This window comes from Arenimonas sp. (genome assembly GCF_022842045.1).
GTDB lineage: Bacteria > Pseudomonadota > Gammaproteobacteria > Xanthomonadales > Xanthomonadaceae > Arenimonas.
On record NZ_JALHQI010000060.1, the window covers coordinates 1 to 18,148 of the forward strand.

General features: G+C 69.4%; 18 protein-coding genes and 1 pseudogene. 18 read left to right on the plus strand and 1 reads right to left on the minus strand.

The genetic code is table 11. The features are described 5' to 3' along the window. The 16 genes and pseudogenes from infB to Q0C12_RS11790 form a co-directional block, all read left to right on the plus strand. Positions 1–2,058: translation initiation factor IF-2 (infB, locus tag Q0C12_RS11720; RefSeq protein WP_290890493.1), on the plus strand; the 2,058-nt coding region annotated here is incomplete at its 5' end. A 15-nt stretch (positions 2,059–2,073) separates the two neighbouring features. Further along, positions 2,074–2,436 (plus strand): 30S ribosome-binding factor RbfA, encoded by a 363-nt coding sequence (gene rbfA / locus Q0C12_RS11725; protein WP_290890494.1) that lies wholly within the window; start codon positions 2,074–2,076, stop codon positions 2,434–2,436. Positions 2,437–2,445: 9 nt separating this feature from the next. Beyond that, positions 2,446–3,177 (plus strand): annotated as a pseudogene (gene truB / locus Q0C12_RS11730) (tRNA pseudouridine(55) synthase TruB); the annotation flags it as partial. A 9-nt stretch (positions 3,178–3,186) separates the two neighbouring features. After that, on the plus strand, positions 3,187–3,414 hold the full coding sequence (locus Q0C12_RS14880) for a tRNA pseudouridine(55) synthase TruB (RefSeq protein WP_343212460.1): 228 nt from the start codon (positions 3,187–3,189) through the stop codon (positions 3,412–3,414). Between the two features lie 166 nt (positions 3,415–3,580). Next, a complete protein-coding gene (rpsO, locus tag Q0C12_RS11735) occupies positions 3,581–3,841 on the plus strand; it encodes a 30S ribosomal protein S15 (RefSeq protein ID WP_034209934.1) in 261 nt (86 codons plus the stop codon). Between the two features lie 124 nt (positions 3,842–3,965). Continuing rightward, positions 3,966–6,065, plus strand: a complete 2,100-nt coding sequence (gene pnp / locus Q0C12_RS11740; RefSeq protein WP_290890496.1) for a polyribonucleotide nucleotidyltransferase — start codon at positions 3,966–3,968, stop codon at positions 6,063–6,065. A 178-nt stretch (positions 6,066–6,243) separates the two neighbouring features. Further along, positions 6,244–6,888 carry a DUF5671 domain-containing protein gene (locus Q0C12_RS11745; RefSeq protein WP_290890497.1) on the plus strand — a complete coding sequence of 215 codons (645 nt, stop codon included), beginning with the start codon at positions 6,244–6,246 and terminating at the stop codon, positions 6,886–6,888. Further along, on the plus strand, positions 6,885–7,334 hold the full coding sequence (locus Q0C12_RS11750) for a hypothetical protein (RefSeq protein WP_290890498.1): 450 nt from the start codon (positions 6,885–6,887) through the stop codon (positions 7,332–7,334). The genes Q0C12_RS11745 and Q0C12_RS11750 overlap by 4 nt, the downstream gene beginning before the upstream one ends. Beyond that, the gene (gene pssA, locus Q0C12_RS11755) at positions 7,331–7,942 is read left to right on the plus strand and encodes a CDP-diacylglycerol--serine O-phosphatidyltransferase (RefSeq protein WP_290890499.1); all 612 of its coding nucleotides are present in this window, start codon (positions 7,331–7,333) and stop codon (positions 7,940–7,942) included. Before Q0C12_RS11750 ends, pssA begins: the two co-directional genes overlap by 4 nt. 13 nt (positions 7,943–7,955) lie before the next feature. Then, entirely contained in the window at positions 7,956–8,810 is an 855-nt protein-coding gene (locus Q0C12_RS11760) for a DUF817 domain-containing protein (RefSeq protein ID WP_290890500.1), read from the plus strand. A gap of 72 nt (positions 8,811–8,882) precedes the next feature. Beyond that, positions 8,883–9,929 (plus strand): type 1 glutamine amidotransferase domain-containing protein, encoded by a 1,047-nt coding sequence (locus tag Q0C12_RS11765; protein ID WP_290890501.1) that lies wholly within the window; start codon positions 8,883–8,885, stop codon positions 9,927–9,929. Positions 9,930–9,968: 39 nt separating this feature from the next. Next, positions 9,969–10,661, plus strand: a complete 693-nt coding sequence (locus Q0C12_RS11770; protein ID WP_290890502.1) for a response regulator transcription factor — start codon at positions 9,969–9,971, stop codon at positions 10,659–10,661. Continuing rightward, positions 10,658–11,881 carry a hypothetical protein gene (locus tag Q0C12_RS11775; protein ID WP_290890503.1) on the plus strand — a complete coding sequence of 408 codons (1,224 nt, stop codon included), beginning with the start codon at positions 10,658–10,660 and terminating at the stop codon, positions 11,879–11,881. Before Q0C12_RS11770 ends, Q0C12_RS11775 begins: the two co-directional genes overlap by 4 nt. A gap of 24 nt (positions 11,882–11,905) precedes the next feature. Further along, complete coding sequence (locus Q0C12_RS11780; RefSeq protein ID WP_290890504.1) at positions 11,906–12,520, plus strand: trimeric intracellular cation channel family protein; 615 nt, start codon at positions 11,906–11,908, stop codon at positions 12,518–12,520. A 185-nt stretch (positions 12,521–12,705) separates the two neighbouring features. Next, a complete protein-coding gene (locus Q0C12_RS11785) occupies positions 12,706–13,500 on the plus strand; it encodes a nuclear transport factor 2 family protein (protein ID WP_290890505.1) in 795 nt (264 codons plus the stop codon). Between the two features lie 319 nt (positions 13,501–13,819). Beyond that, positions 13,820–13,984 carry a hypothetical protein gene (locus Q0C12_RS11790; protein ID WP_290890506.1) on the plus strand — a complete coding sequence of 55 codons (165 nt, stop codon included), beginning with the start codon at positions 13,820–13,822 and terminating at the stop codon, positions 13,982–13,984. A 22-nt stretch (positions 13,985–14,006) separates the two neighbouring features. On the opposite strand, the gene Q0C12_RS11795 is transcribed toward Q0C12_RS11790, so the two are convergent. After that, positions 14,007–15,404: a GntP family permease gene (locus Q0C12_RS11795; protein ID WP_290890507.1), complete on the minus strand. Its 1,398-nt coding sequence runs from the start codon at positions 15,402–15,404 to the stop codon at positions 14,007–14,009. Between the two features lie 160 nt (positions 15,405–15,564). Here Q0C12_RS11795 and Q0C12_RS11800 point away from each other — a divergent pair, with 160 nt between their 5' ends. Both Q0C12_RS11800 and Q0C12_RS11805 read left to right on the plus strand, forming a co-directional pair. Continuing rightward, entirely contained in the window at positions 15,565–17,766 is a 2,202-nt protein-coding gene (locus Q0C12_RS11800) for a TonB-dependent receptor (RefSeq protein ID WP_290890508.1), read from the plus strand. A gap of 89 nt (positions 17,767–17,855) precedes the next feature. Further along, on the plus strand, positions 17,856–18,148 hold a 293-nt coding region (locus Q0C12_RS11805), incomplete at its 3' end, for a PHB depolymerase family esterase (RefSeq protein WP_290890509.1).

Sequence of the window (18,148 nt, forward strand, 5' to 3'; positions counted from 1 at the left end):
GCGCCCAAGCCGGCCCCGGCCGCGCGCCCGGCGCCCACCGGTCCGAACAAGCCCGGTCCCGGCGCCGCCAAGCAGACGCCGCCTAAGGGCAAGACCGTGCGCGGTTCGCACGCCATGGTCGACAACGAGGGCGACGAGGGCCAGGCCAGCCGCTTCGCCGCCGGCCAGCTGCACCTCACCGATTCCGAGCGCGCCCGCCGCGGCGCCGCCGGCAACCGCAAGAAGACCAAGCTCCGCGGCCCGGAGCCCTCGCGCACCGCCAGCGGCGCGCACGGCTTCTCGCGCCCGACCGCGCCGATCGTCCGCGACGTCTACATCGGTGATTCGATCACCGTGGCCGACCTGGCCGTGAAGCTGGCCATGAAGGGCGGCGAAGTGGTGCGTGCGCTGTTCAAGATGGGCGTGATGGCCACCATCAACCAGGTCATCGACCACGACACCGCCGTGCTGGTGACCGAGGAACTCGGCCACCGCGCCAGCAAGGCCAACGAGGACGACGCCGAGATCGCGCTGGTCGCGCACCAGGAAGACGTGCAGGGCGAGCGCAAGACCCGTCCGCCGGTGGTCACCATCATGGGCCACGTCGACCACGGCAAGACCTCGCTGCTCGACTACATCCGCCGCACCAAGGTCGCCACCGGCGAAGCCGGCGGCATCACCCAGCACATCGGCGCCTACCACGTCGAGACCGACCGCGGCGTCATCAGCTTCCTCGACACCCCGGGCCACTCGGCGTTCTCCGCCATGCGCGCCCGCGGCGCCAAGCTCACCGACATCGTGGTGCTGGTGGTCGCGGCCGACGACGGCGTGATGCCGCAGACGGTGGAAGCGGTGAACCACGCGCGCGCCGCCAAGGTGCCGCTGCTGATCGCCGTGAACAAGATGGACAAGCCGGAAGCCAACCCGGACAACGTCAAGCAGGGCCTGGTGAAGCTTGAAGTGGTGCCGGAAGAGTGGGGCGGCGACGTGCAGTTCGTGCCGATCTCGGCCAAGACCGGCATGGGCGTGGACGCGCTGCTGGAAGCCATTGCCGTGCAGGCCGAGGTGATGGAGCTCTCCGCGGTGTACGACGCCCGCGCCACCGGCGTGGTCATCGAATCCGCGCTCGACAAGGGCCGCGGCCCGGTCGCCACCGTGCTGGTGCAGCAGGGCACGCTCAAGAAGGGCGACTACCTGGTCTGCGGCGTGCACTACGGCCGTGTCCGCGCGCTGTTCGACGAGAACGGCAAGCAGACCGACCAGGCCGAGCCGTCGATCCCGGTGCAGGTGCTGGGCCTGTCGGGCGTGCCCGACGCCGGCGACGACTTCGTGGTCGTGGCCGACGAGCGCCTGGCCAAGGAAGTCGCGCAGCAGCGCGACGCCAAGCGCCGCGAGTCGCGCCTGGTCGCCACCGCCGGTTCGCGCATGGAAGACATCATGGCCTCGATGGGCCAGGACAAGGACCAGGCCAACCTCAACCTGCTGGTCAAGGCCGACGTGCAGGGTTCGGTCGAGGCGCTGCGCCAGGCCCTGGTCGCGCTGTCGAACGACCTGATCAAGATCAACGTGATCAGTTCGGGCGTGGGCGGCATCACCGAGTCCGACGCCACCCTGGCCGCGACCTCGAAGGCCGTGATCATCGGCTTCAACGTCCGCGCCGACGCCAGCGCCCGCCGCATCATCGAGACCAACGGCCTCGACCTGCGCTACTTCTCGATCATCTACGACGTCATCGACCAGGTGAAGCAGGTCGCCTCCGGCCTGCTGGGCGTGGAGATCCGCGAGGAGATCCTGGGCATCGCCGAGGTCCGCGACGTGTTCCGCAGCTCCAAGTTCGGCGCGGTCGCCGGTTCGCTCGTGGTCGAGGGCACCGTGCGCAAGAACAAGCCGATCCGCGTGCTGCGCAATTCGGTCGTGGTGTTCGAGGGCGAGCTGGAGTCGCTGCGTCGCTTCAAGGACAACGTCGAGGAAGTCCGCTCGGGTACCGAGTGCGGCATCGCGGTGAAGGCCTACAACGACGTGCAGCCGGGCGACCAGATCGAGTGCTTCGAGCGCATCGAGGTCCAGCGCACGCTGTAAGGCGCGCGCGAGCCCATGGCGAAGAAGAGCTTCCATCGCACCGACCGCGTCGCCGCCCAGCTGCGGCGCGACATCGGCCAGATCGTGCACCAGGCCGTGCGCGAGCACGGCCTGCCCTCGGTCAGCGTGTCCGACGTCGAGGTCACGCGCGACCTGGCCCACGCCAAGGTCTTCGTGACCGCGCTGATCGGCGAGCAGGGCCCGGCCGCCGTGAAGGGCCTGAAGGAAATCGCGCCCGAGCTGCGCTACCGCCTGGGCCAGGCCGTGCGCATGCGCCACGTGCCCGAGATCCATTTCTTCTACGACGATTCGGTCGACAAGGGCGAGCGCATCGACCAGCTGCTGCGCGACAACCCGCCCGGTCCCGCCGAGGACTGAGGCCCGCGCGTGGGCCGCACCGTCTTCCGCCCGCTCGACGGCATCCTGCTGCTCGACAAGCCCGCCGGCCTGAGTTCGAACCAGGCCCTGCAGCGCGTGCGCCACCTGTTCCGCGCCGAAAAGGGCGGCCATACCGGTGCGCTCGATCCCCTGGCCACCGGCCTGCTGCCGCTGTGCTTCGGCGAGGCCACCAAGATCGCCGGCCTGCTGCTGGGGGGCCGCAAGGCCTATGAAGCCGAGGTGCGCCTGGGCCAGGTCACCGACACCGACGACGCCGATGGCCAGGTGCTGCGCGAGCGGCTGGTGCCGGCGCTGGACCGCGCCGCGGTCGAGGCGGCGCTCCGGCCTTTCCTGGGCCGGATCCTGCAGCGCCCGCCGATCTACTCGGCCCTGAAGCAGGGCGGCGAGCCGCTGTACGCCAAGGCCCGCCGCGGCGAGGCCATCGAGGTGGCCGAGCGCGAGGTGGACATCGAGGCCATCGACCTGCTGGCGCTGGACGGCGACCGCCTGCGCCTGGCCGTGACCTGCGGCTCGGGCACCTACATCCGCAGCCTGGCCCGCGACCTGGGCGAGGTCCTGGGCTGCGGCGCCCACATCACCGCGCTGCGGCGGACCTGGGTCGAACCCTTCAACCCGCCTGTGATGCACACCTTCGAGGCCCTCGAGGCCACGGCCGCGGCCGGCGGGGAGGCGGCGCTGGAGGCGCTGCTGCTGCCGGTCGAGGCCGGCCTGGCCCATTGGCCGGCGGCCGTGGTCGGCCCGGACGAGGCGCGCCGGTTGGGGCAGGGCCAGGCCATTTCGGGACTGAAGTCCCTCCCACAGGGGGCCGGCGAGGCCCCTGCAGGAGGGACTTCAGTCCCGAAGCCCTCCACCGTGAACCTGCTGGACGAAGCCGGCCGTTCGCTGGGCCTCGGCGAATGGCGTGAAGACGGCCAACTCTGGCCCAAGCGCCTGTTCCGCTGGGCTTCCGCGTCCTGAAGCCCGCGCCCGGACCGGGCCGGGCCGCCTAAAGCCTTGTCCGCAAAGGCCGCTTCCGTTAAACTTTCGCGGCTTTCACAAGCACCTCCCAACCGGCGGGCCACGCGGTGCGGCGCCAATCCTGGCGACGTTCCTGCAGGCTGCGCATCACCGAGAAGAAAACACCATGTCCATCGATTCCGCCAAGATCATCGAAGAGTTCAAGCGCGTCCCCAACGACACCGGCTCCCCGGAAGTCCAGGTCGCCCTGCTCTCGGCCCGCATCGACCACCTGACCGACCACTTCAAGGCCCACAAGCAGGACCACCACTCCCGCCGCGGCCTGCTCAAGATGGTCAACCAGCGTCGTTCGCTGCTGGGTTACCTCAAGAAGAAGGACCAGGCGCGCTACCAGACGCTGATCGAGCGCTTGGGCCTGCGCCGCTAAGGCAAGCAATAAAGACGCGGCGCAGAAATGCGCCGCGTTGCATTTGGGGGGCTCGAAACCCCGGATGCGAAACCGCCGGGCAGGGTGCCCGCCGGTCTGAATCCGCAAAGAGGAAAACATCATCGTGGCGAAAGTAACCAAGACGTTCCAGTACGGTCAGCACCAGGTCACCCTCGAGACGGGCGAGATCGCCCGCCAGGCCAGTGGCTCGGTCATCGTCAAGTTCGACGACACCGTCGTGCTGGTGACGGCGGTCGGCAACAAGAACGCGAAGGAAGGCATGGACTTCTTCCCGCTCACCGTCGACTACATCGAGAAGTTCTACGCCGGTGGCCGCATCCCGGGTGGCTTCTTCAAGCGCGAAGGCCGCCAGACCGAGCGCGAGACCCTGGTTTCCCGCCTGATCGATCGCCCGATCCGCCCGCTGTTCCCCGAGCACTTCCGCAATGAAGTGCAGGTCATCGCCACCGTGATGTCGATGAACCCCGAGATCCACGGCGACATCCCGGCCCTGATCGGCGCCTCCGCCGCGCTGGCCCTGTCGGGCATCCCGTTCGCGGGCCCGATCGGCGCCGCCAAGGTCGGCTACGCCAACGGCAAGTACCTGCTCAACCCGTCCACCACCGAACTCAAGACCTCCGACCTCGAGCTGGTCGTCGCCGGCACCGCGGGCGCCGTGCTGATGGTCGAGTCCGAGGCCAAGGAGCTGAGCGAAGACGTGATGCTGGGCGCCGTGATGTTCGGCCACCAGCAGCTGCAGACCGTCATCAAGGCCATCAACGAGCTGGTCGCCGAAGTCGGCGTCACCCGCTGGGACTGGAAGGCGCCCGAGAAGGCGCAGGCCCCGATCGACGCGCTCAAGGCCGCCATCGGCGACAAGCTGTCGGCCGCGTTCCAGATCAAGGACAAGCTGGCCCGCCGCGACGCCATCTCGGCGCTGAAGAAGGAAGTCATCGAGTCGCTCAAGCCGCAGGCCGAGGCCAACGGCTGGAACCTGGCCGAGCTGTCGAAGGAATTCGGCGAGTTCGAGTACAGCACCATGCGTGACTCCGTGCTCAAGACCAAGGTCCGCATCGACGGCCGTGCGCTCGACACCGTGCGCCCGATCACCGTGAAGACCGGCGTGCTGCCGCGCACCCACGGATCCTCGCTGTTCACCCGCGGCGAGACCCAGGCCATCGTGGTCGCCACCCTCGGCACCGCGCGCGACGGCCAGATCATCGACGCCGTCGAAGGCGAGTCGAAGGACCACTTCCTGTTCCACTACAACTTCCCGCCGTACTCGGTCGGTGAAGCCGGCCGCATGATGGGCCCGAAGCGTCGCGAGATCGGCCACGGCCGCCTCGCCCGCCGCGGCGTCCAGGCCGTGATGCCGTCGATGGAGTCGTTCCCGTACACCATCCGCGTCGTCTCGGAGATCACCGAGTCGAACGGTTCCTCGTCGATGGCCTCGGTCTGCGGTTCCTCGCTGGCCCTGATGGACGCCGGCGTGCCGATCAAGGCGCCGGTCGCCGGCATCGCGATGGGCCTGGTGAAGGAAGGCGCCGACTACGTCGTGCTGTCCGACATCCTGGGTGACGAAGACCACCTCGGCGACATGGACTTCAAGGTCGCCGGCACCGAGGGCGGCATCTCCGCCCTGCAGATGGACATCAAGATCGACGGCATCACCGAGGAGATCATGAAGGTCGCGCTGGCCCAGGCCAAGGCCGGCCGCCTGCACATCCTCGGCGAGATGGCCAAGGCCATCACCGCGCCGCGCTCGGAGCTGTCCGAGTACGCGCCGCGCCTGCTCACCATCAAGATCCACCCGGACAAGATCCGCGAAGTGATCGGCAAGGGTGGCGCCACCATCCAGGGCATCACCAAGGAAACCGGCACCCAGATCGACATCCAGGACGACGGCACCATCGTCATCGCCTCGGTGAACGCTGCTGCCGCCCAGGCCGCGAAAGCGCGCATCGAGCAGATCACGTCCGACGTCGAGCCGGGCCGCATCTACGAAGGCAAGGTCGCCAAGATCATGGACTTCGGCGCCTTCGTGACCATCGCCCCGGGCAAGGACGGCCTGGTGCACGTGTCGCAGATCTCCAACGAGCGCGTCGAGAAGGTCTCCGACAAGCTCAAGGAAGGCGACATGGTCAAGGTCAAGGTGCTGGAAGTGGACAAGCAGGGCCGCATCCGCCTGTCCATCAAGGCCGTGGAAGAGGGCGAGGGCGTCTAAGCCCCCGTCCCCGGGCAACACACGAAAAAGCGGGCTTCGGCCCGCTTTTTCTTTGCCCGATCCCTGTAGGAGGGACTTCAGTCCCGAAGCCCTTCGCCGAAAAGCTTCGGGACTGAAGTCCCTCCTACAGGGAAGCAGGCGCTGGTAGAGTCTTGGCATCCCCCCAGCCGAGCAAGCCATGGCCAACGCGTCCCAGGATCTGGATGTCTTCGTGCGCGATGCGCTGGTCCGCGGCCTGCCGCGCAGCGAGATCGAGCAGGCCCTGGTGACGGCCGGCTGGCCGCTGGAGCAGGCCAAGGCGGCGCTGTCGGTGTACGCCGACCAGGCCTTCCCGGTGCCGGTGCCGCGCCCGCGGGCCTACCTGTCCGCGCGCGAGGCCTTCCTGTACCTGACGCTGTTCGTCACGCTCTACCTGTTCGCCTTTCACTTGGGCAGCCTGCTGTTCGACCTGCTCAACCTCGGGCTGCCGGACCCGGCGGACAATGAATACCGCGCCGCCCAGCTGACGGATTCGATCCGGTTCTCCACGGCCGCGCTGATCATTTCCTTCCCGGTGTTCCTGTTCCTGGCCAACCTGGTGGCCCGCGAGCAGCGCAGCCATCCCGCCAAGCGCCTGTCGGTGGTGCGGCGGTGGCTGACCTACCTGACGCTGTTCGTGGCCGCCTGCGTGCTGCTCGGCGACATGATCGCGCTGGTCAACGGCCTGCTGTCGGGCGAGGCGACGCTGCGCTTCCTGCTCAAGGTGGGCGTGGTGCTGGCCATCGCCGGCTCGGTGCTCGCGTACTACCTGTGGGACCTGCGTCGCGACGAGGCGGACGCATGAGCGCCGCGCGGCCGGGTCGCACGCTGCTCATCGTCGCCACGGGCGTGGTGGCGCTTGCCTTGGGCGCGGGGCTGTGGACCATCGGTGCGCCGGGTGCCCAGCGTGACCTGCGGCTGGATGAGCGTCGCCAGCAGGACATCGCCCGCCTGGATTCCGCCATCCGCGAGTATCGGAAGGAGAACGGCGCGCTGCCCCCCGACCTCGGGGTGCTGGCATCACGGCCCGGCGTCCGCATCGCGGTCGCCGACCCGGTGAGCGGCGAGCCTTACGGTTACACCGTGACCAGCGACCGCAGCTTCCGTCTCTGCGCCACCTTCGTCACCGATTCCTCGAAGGCGTCGACCAATCGCTTCCTCGACAAGCGGTTCCCGCACGGCATCGGCCCGACGTGTTTCGACCTGAAGGCCGGGGCGCGCGCCGAGGATGCCGCAGCCACCGACTCATGAAGCGCCACTTCTCGATGATCCGCGGGTTCCACCTGGCCGACTGGCTGACGCTGGGGAATGCCTTTTGCGGGACCGGCGCGGTCTTCGCCGCGATGCGCTTCCTGCAGGACGGGCGCACGGCGGACCTGCTGTGGGGCATGGCGCTGATCCCGCTGGCCTTCATCTTCGATGCGCTCGACGGCTGGGTCGCGCGCCACCGGCACACAGCCTCCACGCTGGGCCGCGAACTCGACTCGCTCTCGGACGTGATCTCCTTCGGCGTCGCGCCCGCCGCGCTGGCCTACGCCTGCGGCATGCAGGGCGGCTGGGACTGGGTGGTGCTGTCCTACTTCGTCTGCTGCGGCGTGAGCCGGCTCGCGCGCTACAACGTCACCGCCGAGTCGCTGGCCGGCGCCGAGGGCAAGGTGCGCTACTTCGAAGGCACGCCGATCCCGACCAGCCTGGCGCTGGTGGTGGTGCTGGCGGCGGCGGCCTGGCAGGGCCGCATCGGCGACGCGATCTGGTTCGGCAGCGTGCGCTTCGGCTGGGAGCTGCACCCGCTGGCGCTGCTGTACGCCGTCTCGGGCTCGCTGATGATCAGCAAGACGATCCGCATCCCCAAGCCCTGAGGCGCCGGGCACCGTGAACGTCCCCACGCTCGCCGCCATCGACGACCACCTGACCGGGCAACGCCCGCATCCCTGGCTCGGGCGGCTGCCGCGCTTCCTGCGCGAGTTCCTGTACTTCGGCATCAAGGAGGCGCGCGCCTGCCTGTTCGTGGTGCTGTTCTTCGCCGCCGTGTTCACCGTGCCGCGCGAGGGGCTGTTCGGCATCGCGCGCTACGACGTGCTGCTGGTCGCGGCGCTGGCGATCCAGGCCTTCATGCTGCTGGCGAAGCTCGAGACCTGGGACGAGCTCAAGGCGATCTGCCTGTTCCATGCCGTGGGCTTCGCGCTGGAGGTGTTCAAGACCTCGCCGTCGATCGGCTCCTGGAGTTATCCCGACGCCGGCGTGACCAAGGTGATGGGCGTGCCGCTGTTCGCGGGCTTCATGTACGCGGCGGTGGGCAGCTACATCATCCAGGCCTGGCGCCTGTTCGACCTGCGCGTGCTGCACCATCCACCGCACTGGATGGCGGCGCTGGTGGCGATCCTGATCTACGCCAACTTCTTCACCCACCACTACATCGGCGACTACCGCTGGTACCTGGCCGCGGCGGCGCTGGGCCTGTACGCGCGTTCGACCGTGGTGTTCCGCCCGCTGGACCGCGACCGCCGCATGCCGCTGCTGCTGGCCTTCGTGCTGATCGGCTTCTTCATCTGGATCGCCGAGAACATCAGCACCTTCTTCCACGTCTGGAGCTACCCGAACCAGCTGGGTGCCTGGGCCGCGGTGCACGTGGGCAAGTGGAGCTCGTGGGCATTGCTGGTGGTGATGACCTTCACCATCGTCGCCAACCTCAAGCACATCAAGGCGCGCATCCACGTGCCCGATTGACGGTGGTTTGACCTTGCCCCGGTAGTTTGCGCGCACTGGCCCCGCGGGGGCGCGAATCGAGGCATGGCGATGATGAGGAAACTCAAATGGGCCGCCGGCATCCTGCTGGCGCTGGGGCTGCTGGTGGCGGCGGTGGGCTACGGCTACGTGGCGAGCCTGGACCTTGAACTCGAACCGCAGGGGAATCCCTCGGCCCGGGCCTCGGACCTCGACTTCGTCCGCAATGGGGTGACGGAGAAGCGGGGCCGCGTGCTGGCGGTGCTGTCCAGCACGCCGCGCTTCGACGGCGAGCGCCGCAAGGCGGGCTATGAGCTCACCGAACTCTCGCGCGCGTACTGGGTGTTCGTGGCCAACGGCTACGAGGTCGACATCGCCAGCCCGCGCGGCGGCTCGCCGCCGCAGGTGCTCGACGATGGCCTTGTTGACGCCGACTACGCCTTCCTCAACGACGACGGGGCGCAGGCCAAGCTGGCCGACACGCTGCGGCTGGCCGACGTGGACCCCACGCGCTATGACGCCGTTTACTTCGTCGGCGGCAAGGGCGCGATGTTCGACTTCCCCGGTAATGCCGACATCGCCCGCATCGTCCGCGACATCCACCCGCGCGGCGTCGTGGGCGCGGTCTGCCACGGGCCGGCGGCGCTGCTGGGCATTGAACTGGCCGATGGCCGGCCCTTGCTGGCCGGCCGGCGCGTCACCGGCTTCACCAACGCGGAAGAGCTGTTCCTGATAGAGAATGCGCGCGAGGCCTTCGGCTTCCTGCTGCAGGACGAGCTGGCCCGGCAGTCGGGCGGCGTGGTGGAAGCCCCGATGTACGTCGAGAACACGGTGGTGGACGGCCGCCTGGTCACCGGCCAGAACCCCTGGTCCACGTGGTCGGTGGCGGAGGAAATGGTGCGCGCGCTGGGCCACGAGCCGGTGCCGCGCCAGGCCACGGGGGAGGAGGTCGCGGTGCAGCTGCTGGCCACCTATCATCGCGACGGCCTAGCCGCGGCCCTGGCGCAGAAGGCGGCGTCGCCGCGCCCCAGCAAGCACCTGCTGCTGATGCACGCGGTGGTCGCGGCGATGCAGTGGGAGCTTGGCGAGGCCTGGCGCCTGCAGCAGCTGGCGCGGAATTGAGCGATCATCGCCGCAAGTGCGCGGGAGGCCTTGAACGTGGTGTCCGACTCGATCCGGGTGCTGTTGGTGGAGGATGACCTGGACGTGGCCGCCGGCATCGGCGACTACCTCGAGGCCCACGGCCTGCGCGTGGACTTCGCCGGCAGCGCCGGCGAGGCCCGCGCCCGCGTCGCCGAGGCGTCCTTCGACCTCCTGGTGCTCGACGTGAACCTGCCCGGCCAGGACGGCATCTCGCTGTGCCGCGAACTTCGGAAGGAACGCGGCCTGGCGACCCCGGCGATCTTCCTCACGGCGCGCGGCGAGCTCGAGGACAAGCTGCGCGGCTTCGATGCCGGCGCCGCCGACTACATGGTCAAGCCCTTCGCGCCGGCCGAGCTGCTGGCGCGGATCCGCGCCATCCACGCCCTGGCCGGGGCGGAAACCCAGGCCGGGCCGATGCTGGTGGTGGAGGACTACGCGCTGGACCTGCAGGCGGGCGTGCTGTCGCACGCCGGGCGCCCGCTGCAGCTGCACGCCACCGGGCTCGCCATCCTGCGCCGCCTGATGCAGGCGCACCCGCGCCCGGTCAGCCGGCAGTCGCTTGCGGAGGGGCTTTGGGGCGACGAACCGCCGGGCAGCGACCCCCTGCGCACCCATGTCTACCTGTTGCGCCAGGCGCTGCTCGACCGGTTCAGCGAGGCGCCGATCCACACCGAGCGCGGCATCGGCTATCGCTTCGGGCCGAAGGCATGAGCCGCCGGCGCAGCCTGGCCCGCGTGCTGGCCGGCCAGTGGATCGTGTTCGGACTGTCGCTGCTGGCCGGCTTCGCGCTCGTCTCGGTGCTGCTGCTGTACATGCTGGAAGACGCCTTCATCGACCGCCAGCTGCGCGAGGCCTCGCGATCCGTCGCGCAGGCGGCGCGGGCGCCGGACCTGCCGGCCCGGTTCGAAGCGGTGCGCGAGGACCAGGCGTCGCCGGCGCTGCGACGCCGCATGGACGGTCTCCGCGATGGCGCCATCCGCGAGTTCCGCCTCGACGATGGCCGCTACGTGCACGTCATGGCCAGCCGCGACCGCGCGGGCCATCGGGTGCTGGTCAGCTACGACGTCAGCGACCAGCTCAACGTCAACGCCGCGCTGGCCCAGGGCTGGCCCTGGCTGCTGCTGGCGGCGGCCGTGCTTGCGCTGATGGCCTATGCGCTGGCGCGACGCTTCGTCGGCGGCGTGTCGCGTCAGGCGGGTGATCTGCTGGCGCGCGTGATGGACGCCGACGGCCCGGCGCAGCTGCGGGCGCTCGCCGGCCAGCAAGCCATCCACGAGTTCAGCGAACTGGCCCGCCTGAGCGCCGAGGCCTGGGAGGGCCGCCTGTCCGCGCTGGAGCGCGAGCGGGAAACGCTGGCCTTCCTCGCGCACGAGCTGCGCACGCCGCTGCAGTCGGCGCGCACCAGCCTGGCGCTGCTCGGCGCCGACCGCGGCAATGCGCAGGCCTGGCAGCGCCTGCAGCGCGCGCAGGATCGCCTGGCGCGCGCGAGCCATGCCGCCCTGTGGCTGGGCACCGCCGGGCCACCGCCGGCGGGTGTCCATTGCGCGGTGGCGCCGGTGTTGGCGTTGCTGCTCGAAGAGTTCGAGCCGCTGGCGGCGACCAGGCAGCAGCGGTTCATACGAACGATCAGCGACGACGTGCGTTGGCCGATGCCGGCGGAAGTGGTGGAGACCGTGCTGGCCAACCTGCTGCTCAACGCCATCCAGCACGGCGGCCCCGGTGGGGTCGAGGTCGTGCTCGAAGCGCGCGGGCTTCGCCTGGCCAATCCGTTGGCCGATGCCGGAGAAGGCGGCGGGTTCGGGCTGGGGCGGGCGCTGGTGCAGCGCCTGCTGGAGCGATTTGGCTGGGCGCTCTGGCATGGTGACGCTGGCAGTGACCGACACGTGGCGTGGGTGGTGCCGGCGGGCCTGGAGGCCGCGCCGCGCTGGTAAAGTGCCCGGCCAAGGGAGCCCCGCATGGACTATCTGCTCGTCACGCTCGACCTGGTCGGCACCTTCGTGTTCGCGCTCAGTGGCGCGCTGGTCGGCGTGCGCCACCGGCTCGACCTGTTCGGCGTGCTGGTGCTGTCCTTCGTGGCGGCCAACGGCGGCGGCGTGATGCGCGACACCATGATCGGCGCGACGCCGCCGGCGGCGCTGCAGGACTGGCGCTACGTCGCCATTTCGATCGCGGCGGGGCTGCTCACGTTCTGGCGCGCAGGGGCGATCGAGCGCTGGCGCAACCCGGTGCAAAGCATCGACGCGCTCGGCCTGGGCGTGTTCGCCGTGGCGGGCGCGCTGAAGGCGCAGGCCTTCGGCCTGGGCCCGGTGGGCGCGATGCTGCTGGGCATGCTCACCGGCATCGGCGGCGGCATGCTGCGCGACGTGCTGGTGGCGCAGGTGCCCACCGTGCTCAAGGCCGAACTGTACGCGGTCGCCGCGTTGGTGGGTGCGGGCGTGGTGGTGCTGGGCACGGCGCAGTCCTTGCCGGTGGCCTGGGTGGTGGTGGCGGGCGTGGTCACGTGCACCGGGCTTCGCCTTTCCGCGATCCGCCGCGGCTGGAAGTTGCCGGTGGCGCGGCCGCCGGATTAGGCGAGCGTCGGCTGCCAAGTCGCTGATTGCCGGTCGTTTCGTTGGCCGCGAACGTCGCGATTGTCCGTACGAAACTTCCTTTTGCGTTTCATTGCTGGACTGCAAATCCTTTGTTGTGGCCACTCTCCGCGGGGAGTAGGTTCGCCGCACGCGGGGACTGTCTCCCCGTGACCAGGGGAAAGCTCATGAAGCTGCTTGCCATCGGAGCCAGCCTCGCGCTGGCGTTCACCGGCTCCGCCCACGCCGCCTGCAGCGCGGCCGACCAGGCGGCCCTCGAGAATATCGACCACGCCTGGAGCGACGCCGCCATCCGCGGCGACAGGAAGGCGCTGGAGGCGCTCTACAGCGATGCCTACCTGGACCTGACGCCGGGCAGCGGCGGTGACAAGAAGAGCGCGATCGACGGCGCAGTCGAGGCCGCGGGTTCACCACAGCCCACGTCCGATTTCTACGCGATCAGCTGCAACGGCGACAGCGCGCTGGTCACCCATCGGAACGTGTTCACCGAGGGCGAGGGCGATGCTGCCATGCACTACTATGCGCGCAGCATCCATCACTTCGTGCGCGAAGGCGGGCAGTGGCGCGTGATCGGCAACGCCGGCCACGCGCTGACCGATGCCGACGTGATTGCCTACCTCGACCTGGAGTGGAACATCGCCGACATGAAGGGCGACAAGACCTGGTTCGAACGCAACCTGCACGAGGACTTCCTCGGTATCAGCGGGCGCACGGGCCAGCCCCAGGGCAAGAAGGAGGCCGTGGCCGAGGTCGGCACCATGAAGGTGTCGGAAGCGCGGACCACCGATCTGGGCGTGAACGTGATCGGCGACGTCGGCATGGTCACCGGCGTCTACCACACCAGCGGCACCGACGCCGACGGCAAGGCCTTCCAGCGCCGCCACCGCTACATCGACACCTTCGTTCGCGAAGATGGCCGTTGGCGGATCATGAGTTCGCAAGGCACCGAAGTCCGCGACTGAATCAGTGTGGATGCGGGCCAGTTCGTCCGTGATGCCGTCGTCGCCGCTTCTCCCGGCGACAGGGATGTGAATCCCCAGCCGGGTCGCCGTGGGCGCGTCGAACGCGCCCATGGCGACCCGGATCCACTCCTCGGCCCGCGTGTTCCGGAACAGGGTGCTGCCGCAGGTCCGCGCCGCGGCGCCAGTCCCGCTGAACCCCGACCGTCCGGCCCCGGGCCGGGTCCCGGCGGATTCAGGGCCGGGCTGCTATTGGTGATGCACGCTGCCCGCGCGGCGTTGGAGCCGGCTCCCTGCCCGGAGGCACCAAGGAGTCGGCACCATGTCTTTCGCACTTTTCCTGTTCGGCCTGGCGCTGCTCGTCGGCGGCGTGGCCTGGGCCATGGCCACCGCGGGCATCCCCACGGTGTATATCGGCATCACCTGCATCGTCATCCTGGGCGTCGGCATCATGGCCGCCGTCTCGAAGACGCGCACCAAGGATTGAACCGGCGCCGGCCTCGATCGGCCTAGACCCACCCGGTCGCGTAGAACACGCCGATGATCACGAACACCGCCAGCGTCTTGATGATCGTGATGGCGAAGATGTCCTTGTAGGCCTGGCGGTGGGTCAGGCCGGTCACGGCCAGCAGGGTGATCACCGCGCCGTTGTGGGGCAGGGTGTCCATGCCGCCGCTGGCCATCGAGGCCACGCGGTGCAGCACCTCCATCGGGATGCCGGCGGCATTGGCGTTGGCGATGAAGGTGTCGGCCATCGCCGCCAGCGCGATCGACATGCCGCCCGAGGCCGAGCCGGTGATGCCGGCCAGCGCGGTCACGGTGATGGCCTCGTTGACCAGCGGGTTCGGGATCGAGCCCAGCGCGTTCGCCACCACCAGGAAGCCGGGCAGGGCGGCGATCACGGCGCCAAAGCCGTATTCGGACGCCGTGTTCATCGAGGCCAGCAGCGCGCCGCCGATGGCCGGCTGCGTGCTCTCCGCGAAGTGCGCGGTCACCGGCTTCCAGGCCAGCACCAGCACCGCGGCGATGCCGGTCAGCAGCGCGCCTTCCACCGCCCAGATGGCGGCGATGCGGCTGACTTCCTGCACCACCGGCGCGGCGTTGCCGATCACGGAAGGCGCGAACTCGTGGCTCTCGCCGTAGATGCGCGGGATCAGCACGGTGTAGAGCTTGTTGCTGACGCCCACCAGCACCAGCGGCAGCAGCGCCACCCAGGGGTTGGCCAGTTTGTCGCCCGCGAAGGGCGCGGGCTCGTTCTTGAGTTCGGTGCCATAGCCTTCGCCGGCGCGCAGGGCCACGCGGCGGCGCCACTCCAGGTACATCATGCCCAGCGCCAGGATGAACACGCCGCCGATCGTGCCCAGCACCGGCGCCGCCCAGGTGTCGGTGCCGAAGAAGCCGGTCGGGATGATGTTCTGGATCTGCGGCGTGCCGGGCAGCGCGTCCATGGTGAAGGTGAACGCGCCCAGGGCGATGGTGCCGGGGATCAGGCGCTTGGGGATGTCGGCCTGGCGGAAGAGTTCGGCGGCGAACGGATACACCGCGAACACCACCACGAACAGCGACACGCCGCCGTAGGTGAGCACCGCGCACACCGCCACGATCGAAAGCATCGCCCGGTCCGGCCCGAACAGCCGGATGGTGGCCGCCACGATCGACTTCGAGAAGCCCGAGACCTCGATCAGCTTGCCGAAGATGGCGCCCAGCAGGAACACCGGGAAGTAGAGCTTCAGGAAGCCCACCATCTTGTCCATGAACAGCCCGGTGAACATCGGCGCCACCAGGCTCGGGTCGGTCAGCAGCACCGCGCCCAGCGCCGCCACCGGCGCGAACAGGATGACGCTGTAGCCGCGGTAGGCGACCAGCATCAGGAAACACAGCGCGGCGAGCACGATCAGGAAGGACATGCCTTCGGTCCCCGGTTCCAAGCAAGGCCCCGAGTCTCCCCAGCCGCCGCCGCCCCGGCCACTTGTACCAAGGTACAGGTGCCGCCGGCCCGGGCCGCCGCATAGTCTTCACGCCATGCGGCCATCCCGGCCTGCCCACCGCGTTGCAAGGGGATATCGAATGAAGCGCAACCACCTCAGCCTGGCCATCGGCCTCACCCTGTCCCTGGCGGCCGTGCAGGCCCAGGCCCAGTCGGCCCCGGCCGCGGCGCCGTCCAGCGAGGCGGTGACCCTCGACGCCGTGCAGGTCACGGCCCGCAAGCGCGAGGAAACGCTGCAGGAAGTGCCGGTGGCCGTGACCGCCTTCACCGCCGAGAGCATCGACAAGCTCAATATCCGCGACCTCGGCGACCTCGATGCGCAGGTGCCCAACCTCACCGTCTATGCCGCCCGCGGCTCCAGCAGCACGGTCACCGCCTACATCCGCGGCGTCGGCCAGTCCGATCCGCTCTGGGGCGTGGACCCGGGCGTGGGCATCTACCTCGACGACGTGTACATCGCCCGCCCGCAGGGCGCGCTGCTGGACGTCTTCGACGTCGAGCGCGTGGAGGTGCTGCGCGGCCCGCAGGGCACGCTGTACGGCAAGAACACGGTCGGCGGCGCCATCAAGTACATCTCGCGCGGCCTCACGGCCGACACCTCGGGCATGGCCCAGGTCACGGTCGGCAACTACGGCCAGCTCGACGTGAAGGGCGCGATTGGCGGCTCGCTCGGCTCCGACGCTCTGCGTGCCCGCGTCGCGGTCGCCAGCCTGCACCGCGACGGCTTCGGCGAGAACACCGTCACCGGCCAGGACGTGAGCGACAAGGAGATCCTGGCGGCGCGCGCCCAGGTCGGCGCCTTCATCAGCGACGACTTCAACATCCAGGTCGCCTTCGACTGGATGGACGACCAGTCCGGCGTGCGCGGCGCGAAGATGCTCGCCGCCAACCGCTTCGTGCCGACCGCGCCGCCGATGGCCAGCCGCTACGACGTGCGCAACGGCATGCCCAACGTCAACGACACCTCGATGACCGGCGTGTCGGCCGTGGCCAACTGGCGCATCAGCGACGACTGGAGCTTCAAGTTCATCAGCGCCCGCCGCGAGTCGGACACCGAGACCAACATCGACTTCGACACCACCCAGGCCACCATCGCCGACGTCAAGGCCTTCTACAGCGACGAGCAGGTGAGCCACGAGCTGCAGTTCAACTACGACAGCGGCGGCCGCGCCCGCGGCGTGATGGGCGTGTACTACTTCGACGGCGAGGCCGGCGGCCGGGTGCTGAACAACTTCTTCGGCTTCCTGTTCGGCGACACCCAGGGCACCGTGTACACCGACTCCATCGCGGTCTACGGCGACTGGAGCTTCGACCTCACGGACAAGTGGAAGCTCGACGCCGGCGTGCGCTGGACCGACGAGGACAAGCGCGCCGACGTGCTCAACCGCGGCTACAGCGACCGTACCTACACCACGCCGATCTCGGTGGTGGCCGACTTCGACCGCACCATCAACTTCACCAACGTCGCGCCGAAGATCTCGCTGGGCTACCAGGCCACCGACGACATCCTTGTGTACGGCCTCGCCACCCGCGGCTTCAAGTCGGGCGGCTACAACATCCGCGCCCAGGCCACCGCCGTGCCGCGCTCGGCCGAGCCCTTCGACGACGAGGTCGTGGACAGCTTCGAGGTGGGCACCAAGATGTCCTTCCTCGACCAGCGCCTGTTCCTGAACCTCTCGGCCTTCCACAACAAGTACGAGGACATCCAGCTGTCGGTGTTCACCAGCTACGACAGCAACGGCGACGGCACCAACGACGCCTTCTTCGGCGACTTCACCAACGCCGGCAAGGGCACCGTGCAGGGCCTGGAGGTCGAGTACCAGTGGTTGCCGACCCGGAACTGGCTGGTCAGCGGCAACCTGGCCTTCCTCGACGCCGAGTACGACGAATTCATCTACGCCGGCCTGAACATCGCCGACGAGCAGGAGTTCACCAACGCCCCGGAGTTCTCCGGCGCCATCAACGTCGAGTACCGCACCGACCTCGCCAACGGCGGCAACCTGGCTGCACGCGTGGGCTACAGCTACCAGGACGACGTGGTGGCCACCACCGAGATCGTCCGCACCGGCGCGCTGCCGATCACCCAGGACGGCTACGGCCTGGTCAATGCCGGCGTGATCTGGAACACGGGCGGCAACTGGTCCTTCTCGCTGCAGGGCAGCAACCTCACCGACAAGGAGTACCGGACCACCGGCTACAACCTCAACGCGGCCCTCGGCGTCATCACCGGCTTCTACGGCCCGCCGCGCCAGTACAGCCTGTCGGCCCGCTACGACTTCTGATGAACCAGTTTCCCCGGGGAATATCCCTACGGGCCGCGCAAGCGGCCCGTCTTTTTACTCCAGGGCCTCGGCCGGCCGTGCTCGCGGCGATGCTGCTGCTCGCGGGTTGCGCCGGGCCGACGGCACCGCCGCTGCCGCGCCTGGCCATCGATCCCGGGCGCGTCGCGGTGGCCGGCGTGTCCTCGGGCGCGTACATGGCGACCCAGGTGCACTTCGCGTACTCGGACCGGCTGGCCGGCGCGGCGCTGGTGGCGGGCGGGCCCTACGGTTGCGCCGAAGGCAAGCTCGAGGTCGCGCTCGGTCCTTGCATGAAGGCCGAGCCGGCGGCGCCGGATGCGGTGCGCCTGGCGGCGGGGGTGCGCGAACGCGCGGCGGCGGCCGG

Coding starts and splice junctions, on each gene's coding strand:
- rbfA (WP_290890494.1), top strand. CDS start 2,074: ATGGCGAAGAAGAGCTTCCATCGCACCGACCGCGTCGCCGCCCAGCTG.
- rpsO (WP_034209934.1), top strand. CDS start 3,581: ATGTCCATCGATTCCGCCAAGATCATCGAAGAGTTCAAGCGCGTCCCC.
- Q0C12_RS11745 (WP_290890497.1), top strand. CDS start 6,244: ATGGCCAACGCGTCCCAGGATCTGGATGTCTTCGTGCGCGATGCGCTG.
- Q0C12_RS11750 (WP_290890498.1), top strand. CDS start 6,885: ATGAGCGCCGCGCGGCCGGGTCGCACGCTGCTCATCGTCGCCACGGGC.
- pssA (WP_290890499.1), top strand. CDS start 7,331: ATGAAGCGCCACTTCTCGATGATCCGCGGGTTCCACCTGGCCGACTGG.
- Q0C12_RS11765 (WP_290890501.1), top strand. CDS start 8,883: ATGAGGAAACTCAAATGGGCCGCCGGCATCCTGCTGGCGCTGGGGCTG.
- Q0C12_RS11775 (WP_290890503.1), top strand. CDS start 10,658: ATGAGCCGCCGGCGCAGCCTGGCCCGCGTGCTGGCCGGCCAGTGGATC.
- Q0C12_RS11780 (WP_290890504.1), top strand. CDS start 11,906: ATGGACTATCTGCTCGTCACGCTCGACCTGGTCGGCACCTTCGTGTTC.
- Q0C12_RS11785 (WP_290890505.1), top strand. CDS start 12,706: ATGAAGCTGCTTGCCATCGGAGCCAGCCTCGCGCTGGCGTTCACCGGC.
- Q0C12_RS11790 (WP_290890506.1), top strand. CDS start 13,820: ATGTCTTTCGCACTTTTCCTGTTCGGCCTGGCGCTGCTCGTCGGCGGC.
- Q0C12_RS11795 (WP_290890507.1), bottom strand. CDS start 15,404: ATGTCCTTCCTGATCGTGCTCGCCGCGCTGTGTTTCCTGATGCTGGTC.
- Q0C12_RS11800 (WP_290890508.1), top strand. CDS start 15,565: ATGAAGCGCAACCACCTCAGCCTGGCCATCGGCCTCACCCTGTCCCTG.